This window comes from Leeuwenhoekiella sp. H156, from assembly GCF_052218455.1.
In the GTDB taxonomy this organism is placed as follows: Bacteria; Bacteroidota; Bacteroidia; order Flavobacteriales; family Flavobacteriaceae; genus Leeuwenhoekiella; species Leeuwenhoekiella parthenopeia.
This window is the reverse complement of sequence record NZ_CP197499.1, coordinates 1,487,624-1,500,500: the sequence shown is the minus strand read 5'-3', so window position 1 is coordinate 1,500,500 and position 12,877 is coordinate 1,487,624. Positions and strand designations below refer to the sequence as shown.

20 protein-coding genes are annotated in these 12,877 nt (G+C 41.6%); 6 read left to right on the top strand and 14 right to left on the bottom strand.

Annotated features, from left to right (window positions below; all coding sequences use genetic code 11):
* Window positions 1-57 precede the first annotated feature (57 nt).
* The 3 genes from ACSSS3_RS06360 to ACSSS3_RS06350 form a co-directional block, all read right to left on the bottom strand.
* Window positions 58-375, bottom strand: a complete 318-nt coding sequence (locus tag ACSSS3_RS06360; RefSeq protein WP_442846874.1) for a type II toxin-antitoxin system RelE/ParE family toxin — start codon at window positions 373-375, stop codon at window positions 58-60.
* A complete protein-coding gene (locus tag ACSSS3_RS06355) occupies window positions 366-608 on the bottom strand; it encodes a hypothetical protein (RefSeq protein WP_442846873.1) in 243 nt (80 codons plus the stop codon). The genes ACSSS3_RS06360 and ACSSS3_RS06355 overlap by 10 nt, the downstream gene beginning before the upstream one ends.
* A gap of 67 nt (window positions 609-675) precedes the next feature.
* Window positions 676-1,119 (bottom strand): hypothetical protein, encoded by a 444-nt coding sequence (locus tag ACSSS3_RS06350; protein WP_442846872.1) that lies wholly within the window; start codon window positions 1,117-1,119, stop codon window positions 676-678.
* Window positions 1,120-1,292: 173 nt separating this feature from the next.
* Here ACSSS3_RS06350 and greA point away from each other — a divergent pair, with 173 nt between their 5' ends.
* On the top strand, window positions 1,293-1,769 hold the full coding sequence (gene greA, locus ACSSS3_RS06345; RefSeq protein WP_099645613.1) for a transcription elongation factor GreA: 477 nt from the start codon (window positions 1,293-1,295) through the stop codon (window positions 1,767-1,769).
* A gap of 62 nt (window positions 1,770-1,831) precedes the next feature.
* Window positions 1,832-2,221: an HIT family protein gene (locus ACSSS3_RS06340; RefSeq protein ID WP_442846871.1), complete on the top strand. Its 390-nt coding sequence runs from the start codon at window positions 1,832-1,834 to the stop codon at window positions 2,219-2,221.
* On the opposite strand, the gene ACSSS3_RS06335 is transcribed toward ACSSS3_RS06340, so the two are convergent.
* The 4 genes from ACSSS3_RS06335 to ACSSS3_RS06320 form a co-directional block, all read right to left on the bottom strand.
* Window positions 2,214-2,567 (bottom strand): hypothetical protein, encoded by a 354-nt coding sequence (locus tag ACSSS3_RS06335; RefSeq protein ID WP_228228800.1) that lies wholly within the window; start codon window positions 2,565-2,567, stop codon window positions 2,214-2,216. The two genes, ACSSS3_RS06340 and ACSSS3_RS06335, sit on opposite strands and share 8 nt — an antisense overlap.
* A 33-nt stretch (window positions 2,568-2,600) precedes the next feature.
* The gene (locus ACSSS3_RS06330) at window positions 2,601-3,188 is read right to left on the bottom strand and encodes an NUDIX domain-containing protein (protein ID WP_442846870.1); all 588 of its coding nucleotides are present in this window, start codon (window positions 3,186-3,188) and stop codon (window positions 2,601-2,603) included.
* Window positions 3,188-4,339: a sensor histidine kinase gene (locus tag ACSSS3_RS06325; protein WP_442846869.1), complete on the bottom strand. Its 1,152-nt coding sequence runs from the start codon at window positions 4,337-4,339 to the stop codon at window positions 3,188-3,190. Before ACSSS3_RS06325 ends, ACSSS3_RS06330 begins: the two co-directional genes overlap by 1 nt.
* 78 nt (window positions 4,340-4,417) lie before the next feature.
* Window positions 4,418-5,890 (bottom strand): Fic family protein, encoded by a 1,473-nt coding sequence (locus ACSSS3_RS06320; protein WP_442846868.1) that lies wholly within the window; start codon window positions 5,888-5,890, stop codon window positions 4,418-4,420.
* A gap of 109 nt (window positions 5,891-5,999) precedes the next feature.
* Here ACSSS3_RS06320 and ACSSS3_RS06315 point away from each other — a divergent pair, with 109 nt between their 5' ends.
* From ACSSS3_RS06315 to aat, 3 genes are all read left to right on the top strand, one after another.
* Window positions 6,000-6,881, top strand: a complete 882-nt coding sequence (locus ACSSS3_RS06315) for a flavin reductase family protein (protein WP_442846867.1) — start codon at window positions 6,000-6,002, stop codon at window positions 6,879-6,881.
* A gap of 31 nt (window positions 6,882-6,912) precedes the next feature.
* Entirely contained in the window at window positions 6,913-7,287 is a 375-nt protein-coding gene (locus tag ACSSS3_RS06310) for a DUF3127 domain-containing protein (protein WP_228228796.1), read from the top strand.
* Between the two features lie 84 nt (window positions 7,288-7,371).
* Window positions 7,372-8,010 carry a leucyl/phenylalanyl-tRNA--protein transferase gene (aat, locus tag ACSSS3_RS06305; protein WP_442847407.1) on the top strand — a complete coding sequence of 213 codons (639 nt, stop codon included), beginning with the start codon at window positions 7,372-7,374 and terminating at the stop codon, window positions 8,008-8,010.
* A 14-nt stretch (window positions 8,011-8,024) separates the two neighbouring features.
* Here the strand turns inward: aat and ACSSS3_RS06300 are convergent, their stop codons facing one another.
* From ACSSS3_RS06300 to ACSSS3_RS06290, 3 genes are read right to left on the bottom strand one after another with little or no spacing between them, the layout of a single operon-like run.
* The gene (locus ACSSS3_RS06300; RefSeq protein WP_442846866.1) at window positions 8,025-8,699 is read right to left on the bottom strand and encodes a DUF2490 domain-containing protein; all 675 of its coding nucleotides are present in this window, start codon (window positions 8,697-8,699) and stop codon (window positions 8,025-8,027) included.
* The gene (locus ACSSS3_RS06295; protein ID WP_442846865.1) at window positions 8,680-9,234 is read right to left on the bottom strand and encodes a hypothetical protein; all 555 of its coding nucleotides are present in this window, start codon (window positions 9,232-9,234) and stop codon (window positions 8,680-8,682) included. Before ACSSS3_RS06295 ends, ACSSS3_RS06300 begins: the two co-directional genes overlap by 20 nt.
* Entirely contained in the window at window positions 9,231-9,809 is a 579-nt protein-coding gene (locus tag ACSSS3_RS06290) for a DNA-3-methyladenine glycosylase I (RefSeq protein WP_442846864.1), read from the bottom strand. Before ACSSS3_RS06290 ends, ACSSS3_RS06295 begins: the two co-directional genes overlap by 4 nt.
* Before the next feature lie 75 nt (window positions 9,810-9,884).
* Here ACSSS3_RS06290 and ACSSS3_RS06285 point away from each other — a divergent pair, with 75 nt between their 5' ends.
* Entirely contained in the window at window positions 9,885-10,541 is a 657-nt protein-coding gene (locus tag ACSSS3_RS06285) for a thioredoxin family protein (RefSeq protein ID WP_442846863.1), read from the top strand.
* Here the strand turns inward: ACSSS3_RS06285 and ACSSS3_RS06280 are convergent.
* From ACSSS3_RS06280 to truB, 4 genes are all read right to left on the bottom strand, one after another.
* On the bottom strand, window positions 10,519-11,256 hold the full coding sequence (locus tag ACSSS3_RS06280; RefSeq protein ID WP_442846862.1) for a hypothetical protein: 738 nt from the start codon (window positions 11,254-11,256) through the stop codon (window positions 10,519-10,521). The two genes, ACSSS3_RS06285 and ACSSS3_RS06280, sit on opposite strands and share 23 nt — an antisense overlap.
* A gap of 108 nt (window positions 11,257-11,364) precedes the next feature.
* Entirely contained in the window at window positions 11,365-11,664 is a 300-nt protein-coding gene (locus tag ACSSS3_RS06275) for a helix-turn-helix domain-containing protein (RefSeq protein WP_228228789.1), read from the bottom strand.
* Between the two features lie 5 nt (window positions 11,665-11,669).
* Window positions 11,670-11,861, bottom strand: coding sequence for a type II toxin-antitoxin system RelE/ParE family toxin (locus tag ACSSS3_RS06270; protein ID WP_442846861.1), 192 nt, complete (start codon window positions 11,859-11,861; stop codon window positions 11,670-11,672).
* A 286-nt stretch (window positions 11,862-12,147) separates the two neighbouring features.
* Complete coding sequence (gene truB / locus ACSSS3_RS06265; protein ID WP_228228787.1) at window positions 12,148-12,852, bottom strand: tRNA pseudouridine(55) synthase TruB; 705 nt, start codon at window positions 12,850-12,852, stop codon at window positions 12,148-12,150.
* Window positions 12,853-12,877 lie beyond the last annotated feature (25 nt).

Sequence of the window (12,877 nt, the reverse complement as noted above, 5' to 3'; positions counted from 1 at the left end):
AGTTTTTTTTGGTTTAAATTGAAGGGCTGAAGAATCAAGTTAAAACTTATTTATCCCTTATGGGATATCATCCATTTTTTCAGGAGACTGTCTGGTGTCAAAAACATTTGCAATCTCAATACGTTTAAATTCGTAGTTTATCCAGTAAATGATTTTATAATTTTTGAAAACCAGATACCTGAATTCCTGATCCCTGTGTTCTAAAATAGTTTCTATTTGACCTATTTCAGGATTTTTGTCGAGACCTATTGTTTTATCTACTATTCCGCTTACTAGTTTTCTGGCTATTCTTTTCCCTGCTTTCAGGGAATAATAACCGTATATGTCTTCGAGTTTACTTTCGCCCAATTGCAACCAGTAAACCTCTAGCTCCATTTCTTAATTTTCGATTGTAATTCATCAGCTTTAATCATTCGGCCGTTTTTTGAGTCTTCCATTGCCTGATCAATCTCAGCATTATATTCCTCAATTGACAAGGGTTTGAGATTTTTCTCGAGCAATTCTGCTTTTTTTCTACGCATCAAATTTTCAAGACCAGTTACGATTTCCTCATTTTGTAATCGTAAAAATTCCTGAACAAATGATATTTTTCGAGTTTCTAAATCCATAATGCGATTTTATTTATTCTTAAATATACAAACAACAAAAACACCAAAAAGCCAAAGAGTTGTAAACCTAATTCGAAATAATAATCAGACTTCCTTCCTGAGCAACCCGATACGGAAGCAGGGTATAAGGCTGGCTCTGAGCTTTATCCTGACCGGTGTACAAATTATAGGTGTTGTCTTCACAGGAGCAGGTTACTTCGACCCCATTTAAAACCATTGCCGAACATTGATTAGGCACGTGATTGGGATCTGCAGCCTCCCATGCGCGTATTCCCGTGCCGGTGTTGATTACAAAAACACCCTGTATTCCAACATTACCTACATAAACTGCATTACCGGGGAATTGCAAATTGCTATATTCCGGTAAATTGGTATTTAGGCTTACGTTAAAAGCAATGGGCGTGAGATTGGGATTGTTAATACGGGCATCATCAGAACTGCAGGAGCTCATTACGAGTACTAAAACCAGAATACAGCTAATTTTTTTAAGGTAAACCGAAGAAAACGACATTGTCAATTTGTGAGATTTTAGAACTAAGAATTAATAATTTCGTATATTAGCACTACAAATCCCGTTTATAATGGGATTTTTTGTGTTTATACCTCTGGCCTTTTCCATTTTGGAGTAAACACACCCTGAAAACGAAAATACACCACACACATTGTGCATAAAGAAACGAAGTTATGAGTAAAGTATCATACTATACTGCGGAAGGATTAAAAAAATTAAAGGATGAGCTCAATCAGCTTAAAGATGTTGAGCGTCCTAAAGCGTCACAGGCCATAGCCGATGCACGCGATAAAGGCGATTTGAGTGAAAATGCCGAATACGATGCGGCTAAGGAAGCTCAGGGAATGCTGGAGATGCGTATTTCTAAAATGGAGGAGATCGTGGCCAATGCGCGTATAATCGATGAGTCGCAATTAGACACCTCAAAAGTTTTGGTGCATTCTACCGTAAAAATCAAGAACCAGACTAATGGAGCCGTGATGACCTATAAGCTGGTTGCACAAAGTGAAGCCGACCTGAAAAGCGGAAAGATTTCGGTAGATTCTCCTATAGGTAAAGGACTTTTAGGCAAGAAGGAAGGGGAGGTCGCCGAGGTTAGCGTTCCTAATGGCACCATGAAGTTTGATATTCTGGAAATCAGCAGAGACTGATTGGAAAGTAGAAATACGAAATACGAAATATCTTTTTTAAATAACCCAATAACCCTCGCCAGATGCCTTCAATCTTTACCAAAATAATCAATCGGGAAATCCCGGGTCACATCGTTGCAGAAGACGATAAGCATATCGCCATTCTGGATATCAACCCGAATGCTAAAGGCCACACTTTGTGTATCCCCAAAAAGGAAGTAAACAAGCTATTTGACCTTTCGGAAACCGATTATATGGAGCTTATGGCTTTCAGCCGAAAGGTTGCTTTGGGATTGGAAAAAGTAGTGGATTGCAAGCGTATTGGCGTCTCTGTTATAGGGCTTGAAGTTCCGCACGTTCACGTACACTTAATTCCGCTTACTACAATGGAAGATGCGCGTTTCCTGAATAAAACAGCCATGTCTTCTGAAGAATTGGCGGCTTTGGCTCAGGAAATCAACGCGGCTATTTAGTCTTTAAATAATAAATACCAAAGGCTGCCGCAGCACCTGCAAGAACAACTCCTGCCAAAATATAAATAGCAAGTGGCTTAAAGCGTTGATAGGTTTCAGGTTTGCCTACGCGTTTCAGGTTATAGAGATAGATTCGGTCTATTTCATCGGTCCATAAAGCAGGATAAATCTGAGATTCGCAGTGGCTACAATTAAGCTCTCCTTTTACCTGTTTCGTCGCACGGGTATAGAGTTTAGTATCTTCAATTTTATTGTAAAAACTAAACTTCAATCCGTCTTGAGCATAGCATTTAGGACAGTTATTGCGCAGTTTTGATTCCCCAAATTTCACGTAGTTTTCGGCCATAAATCAAGCTTAGGTTGGTACTGCGAAAATAAATTATTTGAGCAGATCTCCCAGATTTATTTGGGCATATTGTAAAAGCATGATTGTTTTTGCGTCTTTAATTTCGCCTGTTTTAATCAGTCTCAGCGCTTCCTGAAAATCGTATTCAAGCACCTCAATATTTTCGGTTTCATCCTCAGAGCCACCACCTTTAGAAACCTTTTGGCCTTTAGAATAGGTAGCTATAAAAAAATATAGAATTTCGGTCACAGAGCCGGGAGACATATAGGATTCAAAAACTTTTTCAACCTCGGTAATGCGGTAGCCAGTTTCTTCTTCAATCTCTTTGATAATGGCCGTCTTGGGGTCATTTTCATCAAGAAGACCGGCACAGGCTTCAATCATCATCCCGTCGGGATTTTTGTTGAGGTAGGTGGGCATTCTAAACTGCCGGGTAAGAATCACGCTTTTTTTATCGGGATTGTAAAGCAATACCACGGCTCCATTCCCGCGATCGTAGGCCTCTCGTGATTGCTTTTCCCAGACATTTTGATTGTTTAAATATTCAAAATCTACTTTCTTGAGGGTATACCAGTTGTCTGAAAGTATACTCACGTTCATATTTCGAAGGCGGTCGTTCATTAATTGATAAGTTTAAGGGCAATTTGAAAGGTTGTTCCTTTATTGATCTCACTGTGAAGTACTCTAACCTGTCCATCGTGATATTCTTCGATGATACGCTTGGTGAGTGAAAGTCCCAATCCCCAGCCTCTGGTTTTTGTTGTGTAACCGGGTTCAAAGATGGTTGAGAAATTCATTTTTGGGATGCCTTTGCCGGTATCTTTAATGAGAATTTTAGCATAGCGCGTATCTCTTTTGATGATTAAGGTAAGCGTGCCTTTTCCTTTCATCGCATCGATGGCGTTTTTAACCAGATTTTCTATACTCCAGGCAAAGAGCTCTTCGTTAAGCATCACAAAAAGTTGTCCCTGGGGTACATCAATTTGAAAATCGATAAGCTTAGAACTGCGTTTAGACAGGTACTCAAATGCTTCCTGAGTTACGGTAATGATGTTTTTGGCTTCCAGTTTCGGGACGCTTCCTATTTTTGAAAATCGTCCGGTTATAATCTCGAGTCGCGCAATATCTTTATTGATTTCCTCGATGTATTCCGGGTTGACATTTTCGGTTTTTAAAATTTCGGTCCAGCCTACGAGAGAAGACAAGGGTGTGCCTATTTGATGCGCGGTTTCTTTGGCCATACCGGCCCAGAGCAGGTTTTGTTCTGAAGCTTTTGACGTGGCGTAAAAGAAATAAATAACCGCAATAAAGAGAATGACAATGATGACCAGCACCACGGGAAAATACTTAAGCTGGTTGATTACCGGTGAATGCCCGTAATAGGCATACCAAAGATCGCCCCCCAAAATGTCTATGCGTATGGGCTCATTTTCTGCCGCCATTTCCCGAAGCATTTCCTGAGAGCGCTGCGGGCTATCGAGAACTCCCTTTGGGATATTGATGCTGTTAACAATACTGTCTTTATAATCGGTAATAATGATGGGGATGTACTGGTTGCGGCTATTGATTTTTTGGCTTAGCGCATAATACTGGTTGATGTCTTCGGTATTTAAAGCTTCCATTGACGAAGCCCAGATTTCCATACGATCCCGCTCGGCCTGTTTCAGCTGATCAAAAAACAGCGAGACATTCCATAAAATCAGTGCCGTGATGACAACTGCTGCAAAAATGATAAACCAGCGTACAAAGCGCTGATCTCGGTTAAACTTCATAAACTGAGGTCTTTAATAGCTATTTTGGGAATCGATTATTCTAGCTTCGCCGAAAGCCAAATCTTCTGACTTTTGTTGTTAAAGTTCACTTGCTATTTGGGCCAATGTTAATGTAACTGCATTTTCAAGGAACGTTCTAATATTTTTTTCTTTTGATTCAATATCCTTTGAAATTGAAATAACATGGGGTTTTATTTCCAATGGTAAGGTTGAGTCTATTCTTTCGCTTAGGTCATCAGATTGAAAAAATTCAAGAAATGCACCCAAGGCTAGAGTTTTGTCGTCATAGCCGTAATGGTGTAATGTAATACCTAATTGATATCTCTTTGTTTCAGACAAATCAATGCGGAATGTTATCCAACCTTTCGGGAGGGTTCGATTAAAGTAATAGTCGTGCTTTTTAGCATATTTTATGATTTGTCCCTGATAAAAATACTGTCTTCCATCCTCCTCTGGAGAGCAAAATTCAATAGTTATTTGTGAGCCACCGTTTAATCGCTTTTCAAGATTATTTTTTGTTTCGTTTAAATATTTTAAACAAAAATCAAAAACCTGATTTCTTGAATTATTAAGTAGGTTAATTCGATTTTCTTGTTCAGATTTTTGCCATTTCTCGACTTTTCCTGTAAATATATTAGCAATTTCTTCGAAAGATGAACTAGAAACTTCTTTTAAATTAAGAGCCTTTTCTATATGTCGCTTTTGTACCTCTGCAAAATAGTTTACTAACATCTGTGGCTCGCCCAGATCCGCTTTTTCAAGTGCCGTAATGTACTTGACCTTGGCTTCTTCTCTTAAAACAGTAAAGGGGAATAAGCCGTTCTTAATTAAAATTAAGCTAGCTAGCAATCTTGCTACCCGCCCATTTCCATCTTGAAAAGGATGTATGATTGTAAAAGCATGATGAAACCAGGTTGCGCAAATTAACGGATGAATATTTTCCCTGTCAGCATCATTATAAATTTTCACAAGATTGTCCATTTCGGATTCAACGTGTTCAGGAGGGCAATATTCTATTTTTATTCCATCTTCTCTGGATGGGTTGTTAGGATGTACTTTAAATTTTCCCTTAATAAGAGGAATATTGGTTTTGTTTCCAAATTGGTCTCTTCCTTCAGTAATTTCTTGATTTCGGGTGACTAGTGCGTGAAGTTCTTTTATAAATCCAATAGTAAGCTCCCTATTCTCTTTAACGACATCAAAAACAAAATCCACAGCATTTAAATGGTCTGATAAGTGGGAGAGTAGTTTAGGTATTGGAACATTTGTGTCTGTATGGCTGATGTAAGATGCATAAAATCCCTCTTTAATAAAAGTTTCCGTAATTCCTTTCTCAAGATCATACATTTTTTCAACAATACCTGTTTCAATTGCGTGTTCTCTTTTTAATTCAGTTATAAATTCCTGATATTCTTTTGAATTACTCTGTAATACCTCACGGCGTTCATACCATGAGGGTGAGATGTCGTCAAGTGCTGATGTATCGCAATCAAGCCAATTTGGAGTTAATTCTACATAATCCCATAATCTTTTGTGTTTATTTTCTTCCACCCTTATAATTTTTAGAAGTGCTCCGATAGTTTAAATATAAAGCATTTCTCAAAGAATTATTGTCTGTAAAACGGTTTTAAGTGTACCTGCGTATGCCTACCTTTGCGGGATGCAATTTAAGACTCAAACACTTGATCCGGCCGCCAGCGATAATGCGACGGTTTACGGTATTCTTGCGGGGGCTGTGAGTCCGCGGCCTATTGCTTTTGCCAGCACTCTGGATGCTGAGGGCAGGCCTAATCTTGCACCGTACAGCTTTTTTAACGTGTTTAGTTCTAATCCGCCTATCGTGGTGTTTTCGCCCGTGCGTCGCGGCAGAGACAATACTACCAAGCATACCTTAGACAATATTTTGGAGACCAAAGAGGTCGTGATTAATATTGTAAATTATGCGATGGTACAGCAAATGTCATTGGCCAGTACCGAGTATGATGCGGGTGTTGACGAGTTTGTGAAAGCCGGTTTTACCAAGTTGGAATCTGAAGCGGTTAAACCTTTTCGGGTAAAAGAATCGCCGGTACAGCTCGAATGTAAAGTGAAAGAGGTAGTCGCCATGGGTGACCAGGGCGGCGCCGGAAACCTGGTGATTTGCGAGGTGGTGCGTATGCATTTGCACGAAAACATTCTCACCGAAGCGGGTACTATTGACGATCATAAAATTGATCTGGTAGCCCGAATGGGAGGCAACTGGTACACCCGTGCGATTGACGGAATGTTTGAAGTGCCAAAACCTTTGCGTAACTTAGGGGTTGGTGTTGATCAGATTCCCGAAGCCTTTAGAACCAGCAGCATCCTCACCGGAAACGATTTGGGACGTCTGGGCAATGTTGATGTATTGCCGCAAGCGGAAGAAATTCAGGCTTTTTTAGAAACGGAAGCCGAACTTAAAGATTTGGCAGCAGCTAAAAACAGCCCTGCCCTGCATGGTAAAATACAGGAATTGATCAGCAACAATAAGATACAGGAAGCCTGGAAATTGATTTTGGCTTAAGACATTAAAATTTAAAGAAGAACAGAAGAAAATGGAAGTACAAGGAAAAGTAAAACTTATAGGAGACGTTCAAACCTTTGGTAGCGGCTTCAAAAAGCGGGAAATAGTTGTAATTACCGAAGAACAATATCCACAAACCATCATGGTCGAGTTTGTACAGGATAAAACCGATTTGCTCAACAACTTTAAACCGGGACAAAACGTAAAAATCAGCATCAATCTTAGAGGTCGCGAGTGGGTAAGCCCACAGGGTGAAACCAAATATTTCAACAGTCTTAACGGCTGGCGTATAGAAAATGCAGATCAATCTGCACCGGCAGGAAGCGTGCCTCCGGTACCACCGGCAGATCAGTTTGAGCCGGCATCAGACTTTGATGATGACGATCACGACGATTTACCGTTCTAAAATCGCGTTAAAACAAACCGAAACCCCCGATACTTTCACTAAGTTTCGGGGGTTTCCGGTTTATACCCTCTAAAATCCAGCATTATCGTCTATATCACCTCAGATCAACCATTCCCAGATTACCGCCATGCAGATGAAGACGGTCTGCTTGCAGTAGGCGCAGATTTGTCGTTAAGCCGTCTCAAGGATGCCTATGCCAAAGGGATTTTCCCGTGGTATAATGACGGTCAGCCGGTGTTGTGGTGGTCTCCAGACCCGCGCATGGTTCTTTTCCCTGAAGAAGTTCATGTTTCAAAATCTATGCGGAATGTATTTAACCAGGGGCATTTCACAGTTACTTACAACACCTGCTTTACCGATGTGATTTTGAATTGCAAGCGTATAAAACGAGGCGGGCAACACGGCACCTGGATTACAAACCAGATGGTTGAAGCCTACATCAAGCTACACGAGGAAGGTCTTGCAGAATCGGTTGAGGTGTGGCAGGATGCTAAGCTGGTGGGCGGTTTGTATGGGATCAACCTGGCCGATAAAAAGGTGTTTTGTGGTGAAAGTATGTTTAGCCACGCAAGCAATGCCAGTAAATTTGCTTTGATTACGCTGGCGCGAAAACTTCAAAAGCTCGATTACAAACTCATAGACTGCCAGGTGTATAACGAGCATTTGGATCGCATGGGCGCACGCGAAATTCCACGGGAAACGTTTCTGGAATTCCTGAAGTAAGAATTCTTTTCAGTTTAAAGCTTAATCTTTGCCGCAGTATAGAAAAACACGCGATTTTCCTGATCTAGTGTTAAATCTTCCTTTCGATACTCAGCAGCGATTTGCAGTTTCAGGGTGCCGCTGATCTGATTTCCGAGAGTTAAGGTAAATCGCTGATTGAGTTCAGGCTTTTCCAACGCCGAAATGCTGTACAGGGTCTCGAGACCTATTGCGGTGTAAAATTCCCCATCATCAAGCCGTAATCCCTGCAACGGAAAGTCCAGATTGAGACGATAACGTGCACGGTGAACGGTTTCAGTATCATAGAAGCGCTGCTCGATTCTAAAACGATGTCCCAGCCGGTATTGGTTGTAATTACGGGCATAATTATACTGTTGCGTAAGTCGCACCTCGTTACTGCGGCCGGGCTCAAACCAGTCCCGGTTGCGATAGCGTAATCCCAAACTCAAACTGCCGTAGAATCCACTCTCATAAGTCGTAAAGTGCGAAAACTCCAGATGCTGCACCGCATAGGGCTTGTCTTCTTCGGGAAAGGTGTTGCGATTGGTGATTTCAAAATTATAGCCCCAGCGAGATGGCGGACTGTAATTAAAGGCAATCTCGTGCTGGCTCAGATAGCGTGTGTCCTGAGCAAATAGGCCAAAAGGCAGCAGTATTAGTACAAATACTTTAGAAAAGGAGAAATTCATAAGACTGGCGTACCACTTTACGGGATTTTAAAAAGTTACCATCAGCGTCAAAAGTCATCTCAAAACGCTCCAGTTTGTTTTCTGTGTTTTTTGTAGCTACAATAAGTTCCCAGGCATCGGGTATTCCGGGATTGGCTGTGTCAAAAGCAGCTTTTGGTTCATAATGCGCCTGTATTTTTTCAATACGATGCCGCTCAAAATTGGTCTCCAGATAGTTATTTACAGCTGTCAGGCTGGTCCCCATTTCTTTTTGATTTCGTATGATTTCAATGTCTTCCAGCATTCCGTCCCGGTCAAACTCTGCACTGTATTTTGATCTGCCAATCTTAAACTTGGCTTCAAAACTCTGCCGATCACCGTCCTGCTCGCGGTAATACTGAAGCCGCTTTTTAGTTCCTTCCAGGCTTTGTAAATACCGGATCGCCGCTTGAGGCATCTCATCGGCCTCTATGCCCTGTTCAAACTCCTGCTTGACGTTTTGTGCGTAGGTAAGGCTGGAGAGTACAATCAGTAAAGCTAAAATAGGGTGTTTCATAAACTCATTGCTTTTACTTCTTCGTATCGAAAACAATTTATTTCGTGATCATTCACCATTCCGGTGGCCTGCATATGCGCATAAACTACGGTTGAACCGGTAAATTTAAAACCTCGCTTCTTTAGGTCTTTAGATAAGGCATCACTAATTGCCGTAGTAGCCGGAGCTTCTTTATAATATTCAACCTGGTTTTGAATGGGCTTGTGATCTACAAAACTCCAGATGTATTTGGAAAACGAACCGAACTCCTCCTGAATTTTCATAAAGGCTTTGGCATTGCTCACGGTCGCGTAAACCTTCAGTTTATTGCGAATGATTCCGGGGTTGTTGAGCAGTTCTTCTAATTTTTCTTCCCCGTAATTGGCAATCTTCTTGTAGTCAAAATCATCCAGCGCTTCGCGAAAGTTTTCGCGCTTGCGCAAAATCGTGATCCAGCTGAGTCCCGCCTGAAAGGTTTCCAAAATTAAAAATTCAAAAATAGTGTTGTCGTCATAAATGGGCACGCCCCATTCGGTATCGTGATAGGCTTCGTACAGCGCATCACCTGCACACCAGCCACACCTGTGCTTATTCATAGTCCTGCGTTTAGACCTTAAAGATATTGAATCTAATGGCTGAAAGCCTGTGTGGGACTGTAAGTTTGTTAAAAAATGCCCGACTTCTGGTCTATGCAAATAACTACTTTAGAACGCCAGGATTTGGTCACCCAATCTTTTAAAGCTGGAATGACCTACGCAGATTACCGGTTGCTGGTGGGCTCGCATGCCCAATCGTTTACCAGCACCGGCCATACCCAAACCGAAGCTTTATCAAATTACACCCTGCTCAACGACCGCCGTATGAAACGCTGGGATAAAACCTTTAAGCTCACTGAAGCTGAGCAGGAACTCATCAGTGGTTTTGACCGGCCGCTGAACTGGCTGTTGCTCACCGAAAGCTGGTGTGGTGACGCGCCCCCGGCAACTGCCGTGATGCAAAAAATAGCTGAAATCCTACCCAATATTGACTTCAGAGTGGTATTGCGGGACGATCATCCCCAATTAATGGACGCCTTTTTATCAAACGGAGCTAAGGCAATTCCAAAATTGGTCATTCAGGATCCGCATACCAAAGAAGTTTTAGCTTCCTGGGGTTCGCGCTCTTCGGCTGCAAAAAAGCTGGTTGAAGATTTTAAAGCAGAACACGGTGAGATCACTTCAGAATTTAGAGAGTCGCTGCAGCTTTGGTACAATAAAGATAAAGGGGAATCGATTTTGGGCGAATTGATCGAGATTTTGCGTGTGCTTAACCTTGAAACTCGAATGTAATCGAACCTAGCTGTGTGGCACGGTCGCTTTTATTGAAAATGGCATTCTCAGCATACTCCAATGCCTGATCTACCAAACAGCCATTAGACGTGCTCGAAGCACTTTTGTTAAAATAAGCTTTAATAATCCCGCCACTGCCGTTAACCTCAATATTGATTACCACTTTTCCGGTGGCATCACAGGTGTACACAGGATTGGGAATTTGCACGGCATTACGGTCTTTAAGCTGATACGTCACCGTACTGCGGCGGTAGCTCGAGGTGTTTACTTTTGAAATTTTTTCGGCCGTTTTTGAATCTCCGGCAGATTGTTCTTCCCTCCGTTTTTGGCGTAAGAGTGCAATACGCTCCCGGTAATCGGGAAAGTTTTCATCTTCACCCTCTGTGTCTTCTGAAGGTTCCAGCGTTTCAGAATCGGTTTTTAATGCGTCGTTAACCTGATTTTGCTGGCTAAAATACCGGTTGGCCTCCCGAACTTCCCGGTTGCTGCTCTGTGCCTGATTGGTAATTTGCTGAGACTGCAATTGCTTTTGTTCTTCGACTTCTTGAGGCGTTGGTTCTTCTTTAGGCTCATCTTGAATGATAGGGATAGGAATAAATTCTTCTACCTGCGAAGTGTCGTAAGGTTTTACGGTAAGAAACAGAAATACCACAAAAAGAAAAGCCGCACCGCTAAAGGTGATCAACATGGCTTTATCCTGAGAGGTCATTTTCATGGCTGTAAAAATACAAAAAGCGGCGGTGGTATGCTGTTAAACAAAACGCAAGAGCCGCGAAGCAAGCCTTTGTTCCGGCTAACGGGTTGCTAGACCGTATAATCTTGCTTAGAGAAAAGTGAATCCAACTCTACGATTCAATCCTTGTTCAAAAATTCGGATTAAGGTTGAAAGTTGAATATTCGCTTTTCCGTTCTCAATTTTTGAGATGTAGCTTTTTTTAGTTCCGGCTTTTTCTGCAAGCTGTTTCTGGGTCATTTTTGCCTCTTTTCGGGCTGCTTTAAGCATTTCACTAATGATAAATAGTTGTGCACTTTCTTCATAGCTGTTGCGGCTTTCCGTTCCAATTGCTCCGTGTTCTAACTCGATCAGTTCGTCAAATGTCTTTATATCTTTATACTTTTCCATAAGCTTTATTTTATCTTAAAATAGGCATTCATTAAACGCTCTGCTGTGTCGATTTCTTTTTGTGGAGTTTTTTGCGTCTTTTTTTGAAACGCATTAAAAAGGACTACGAGTTTACCGTCATCAAAACAACAAAAAATCCAATAGCTATTTGATTGGTATGCTACTCGTATTTCATAAAGCCCGTTTGTTCCTGTCAAATGTTTCAGGAATTTTCAGGAACCCGGTCAACCTGCTTAATCAACTCGAAAACATATTTAATTTTTTGCTTTACCTTTTCATCCTGTCCAAGGTAAAACTTCATAAAATGGTCTTCGTAGAAAATTATTTCCCGGATCATCTTATAAAGTTATCTCGAAAGATAACATTCGCCAAATTTTAGATTAGGTTATTTGAGGCTTCAAAAGGTTTTGTAAAGAAATATTTTAGCAAATTAAACCTTGCGACCTGTTAAACAAAACGCAAGAGCCGTGCCCGGAATTGTCTTTACAAAACAGAAGCGTCCAGAGTAGCTTCAAAAGCTTCGAGACCGGTGGCGGTATTCACTTCAAAATCACCAATTTTTGTTCTTCGCAAAGCGGAAAGATGCCCGCCGGAATTTAAAGCTTTACCAAAATCATGTGCAAGGGAGCGGATGTACGTCCCTTTACTGCAGCTGATGCGAAAATCAACTTCCGGAAGTGCGATACGTGTGATTTCAAAAGCCGAAACCTGCACTTCCCGGCTGGGAATGTCAACTTCTTTACCTTCACGTGCAAACTCGTACAGGCGTTTTCCATCTTTTTTTAATGCCGAAAAAACCGGTGGTTGTTGCATAATGCTTCCGGTAAATTGGGCTGTTGCCGCGTGAATGGCTTCCTCGCTGAGGTGAGCCGTGGGAAATACAGCGTCAATTTCGGTTTCCAGGTCGTAGGAAGGAGTGGTGGCGCCCAGTACAATGGTGCCGGTATATTCTTTTTCCTGACCCATAAATTCTTCAATACGCTTGGTGAATTTTCCGGTGCAGATGATGAGCAAACCGGTTGCAAGCGGGTCTAGTGTGCCGGCGTGACCCACTTTAATCTTTTTGATCTTGTAGGTTTTACGTATGAGCCAGCGCACTTTGTTCACCAGCTGAAACGAAGTCCAGTTGAGCGGTTTGTCAAAAAGTAAAATCTGACCTTCTTTAAAGTCTGCTTCCGAAAATTGCATAAATGATGTGTGTGATCTTGTTCTT

Bases quoted from the DNA above. Each gene is read 5' to 3' on its own strand.
- truB (WP_228228787.1), bottom strand. From the start codon at position 12,852: ATGCAATTTTCGGAAGCAGACTTTAAAGAAGGTCAGATTTTACTTTTT.
- ACSSS3_RS06340 (WP_442846871.1), top strand. From the start codon at position 1,832: ATGCCTTCAATCTTTACCAAAATAATCAATCGGGAAATCCCGGGTCAC.
- ACSSS3_RS06290 (WP_442846864.1), bottom strand. From the start codon at position 9,809: ATGAATAAGCACAGGTGTGGCTGGTGTGCAGGTGATGCGCTGTACGAA.
- ACSSS3_RS06310 (WP_228228796.1), top strand. From the start codon at position 6,913: ATGGAAGTACAAGGAAAAGTAAAACTTATAGGAGACGTTCAAACCTTT.
- ACSSS3_RS06335 (WP_228228800.1), bottom strand. From the start codon at position 2,567: ATGGCCGAAAACTACGTGAAATTTGGGGAATCAAAACTGCGCAATAAC.
- ACSSS3_RS06280 (WP_442846862.1), bottom strand. From the start codon at position 11,256: ATGAAAATGACCTCTCAGGATAAAGCCATGTTGATCACCTTTAGCGGT.
- ACSSS3_RS06285 (WP_442846863.1), top strand. From the start codon at position 9,885: ATGCCCGACTTCTGGTCTATGCAAATAACTACTTTAGAACGCCAGGAT.
- greA (WP_099645613.1), top strand. From the start codon at position 1,293: ATGAGTAAAGTATCATACTATACTGCGGAAGGATTAAAAAAATTAAAG.
- ACSSS3_RS06275 (WP_228228789.1), bottom strand. From the start codon at position 11,664: ATGGAAAAGTATAAAGATATAAAGACATTTGACGAACTGATCGAGTTA.
- ACSSS3_RS06350 (WP_442846872.1), bottom strand. From the start codon at position 1,119: ATGTCGTTTTCTTCGGTTTACCTTAAAAAAATTAGCTGTATTCTGGTT.
- ACSSS3_RS06300 (WP_442846866.1), bottom strand. From the start codon at position 8,699: ATGAATTTCTCCTTTTCTAAAGTATTTGTACTAATACTGCTGCCTTTT.
- ACSSS3_RS06315 (WP_442846867.1), top strand. From the start codon at position 6,000: ATGCAATTTAAGACTCAAACACTTGATCCGGCCGCCAGCGATAATGCG.
- ACSSS3_RS06360 (WP_442846874.1), bottom strand. From the start codon at position 375: ATGGAGCTAGAGGTTTACTGGTTGCAATTGGGCGAAAGTAAACTCGAA.
- ACSSS3_RS06295 (WP_442846865.1), bottom strand. From the start codon at position 9,234: ATGAAACACCCTATTTTAGCTTTACTGATTGTACTCTCCAGCCTTACC.
- ACSSS3_RS06325 (WP_442846869.1), bottom strand. From the start codon at position 4,339: ATGAAGTTTAACCGAGATCAGCGCTTTGTACGCTGGTTTATCATTTTT.
- ACSSS3_RS06355 (WP_442846873.1), bottom strand. From the start codon at position 608: ATGGATTTAGAAACTCGAAAAATATCATTTGTTCAGGAATTTTTACGA.
- ACSSS3_RS06330 (WP_442846870.1), bottom strand. From the start codon at position 3,188: ATGAACGACCGCCTTCGAAATATGAACGTGAGTATACTTTCAGACAAC.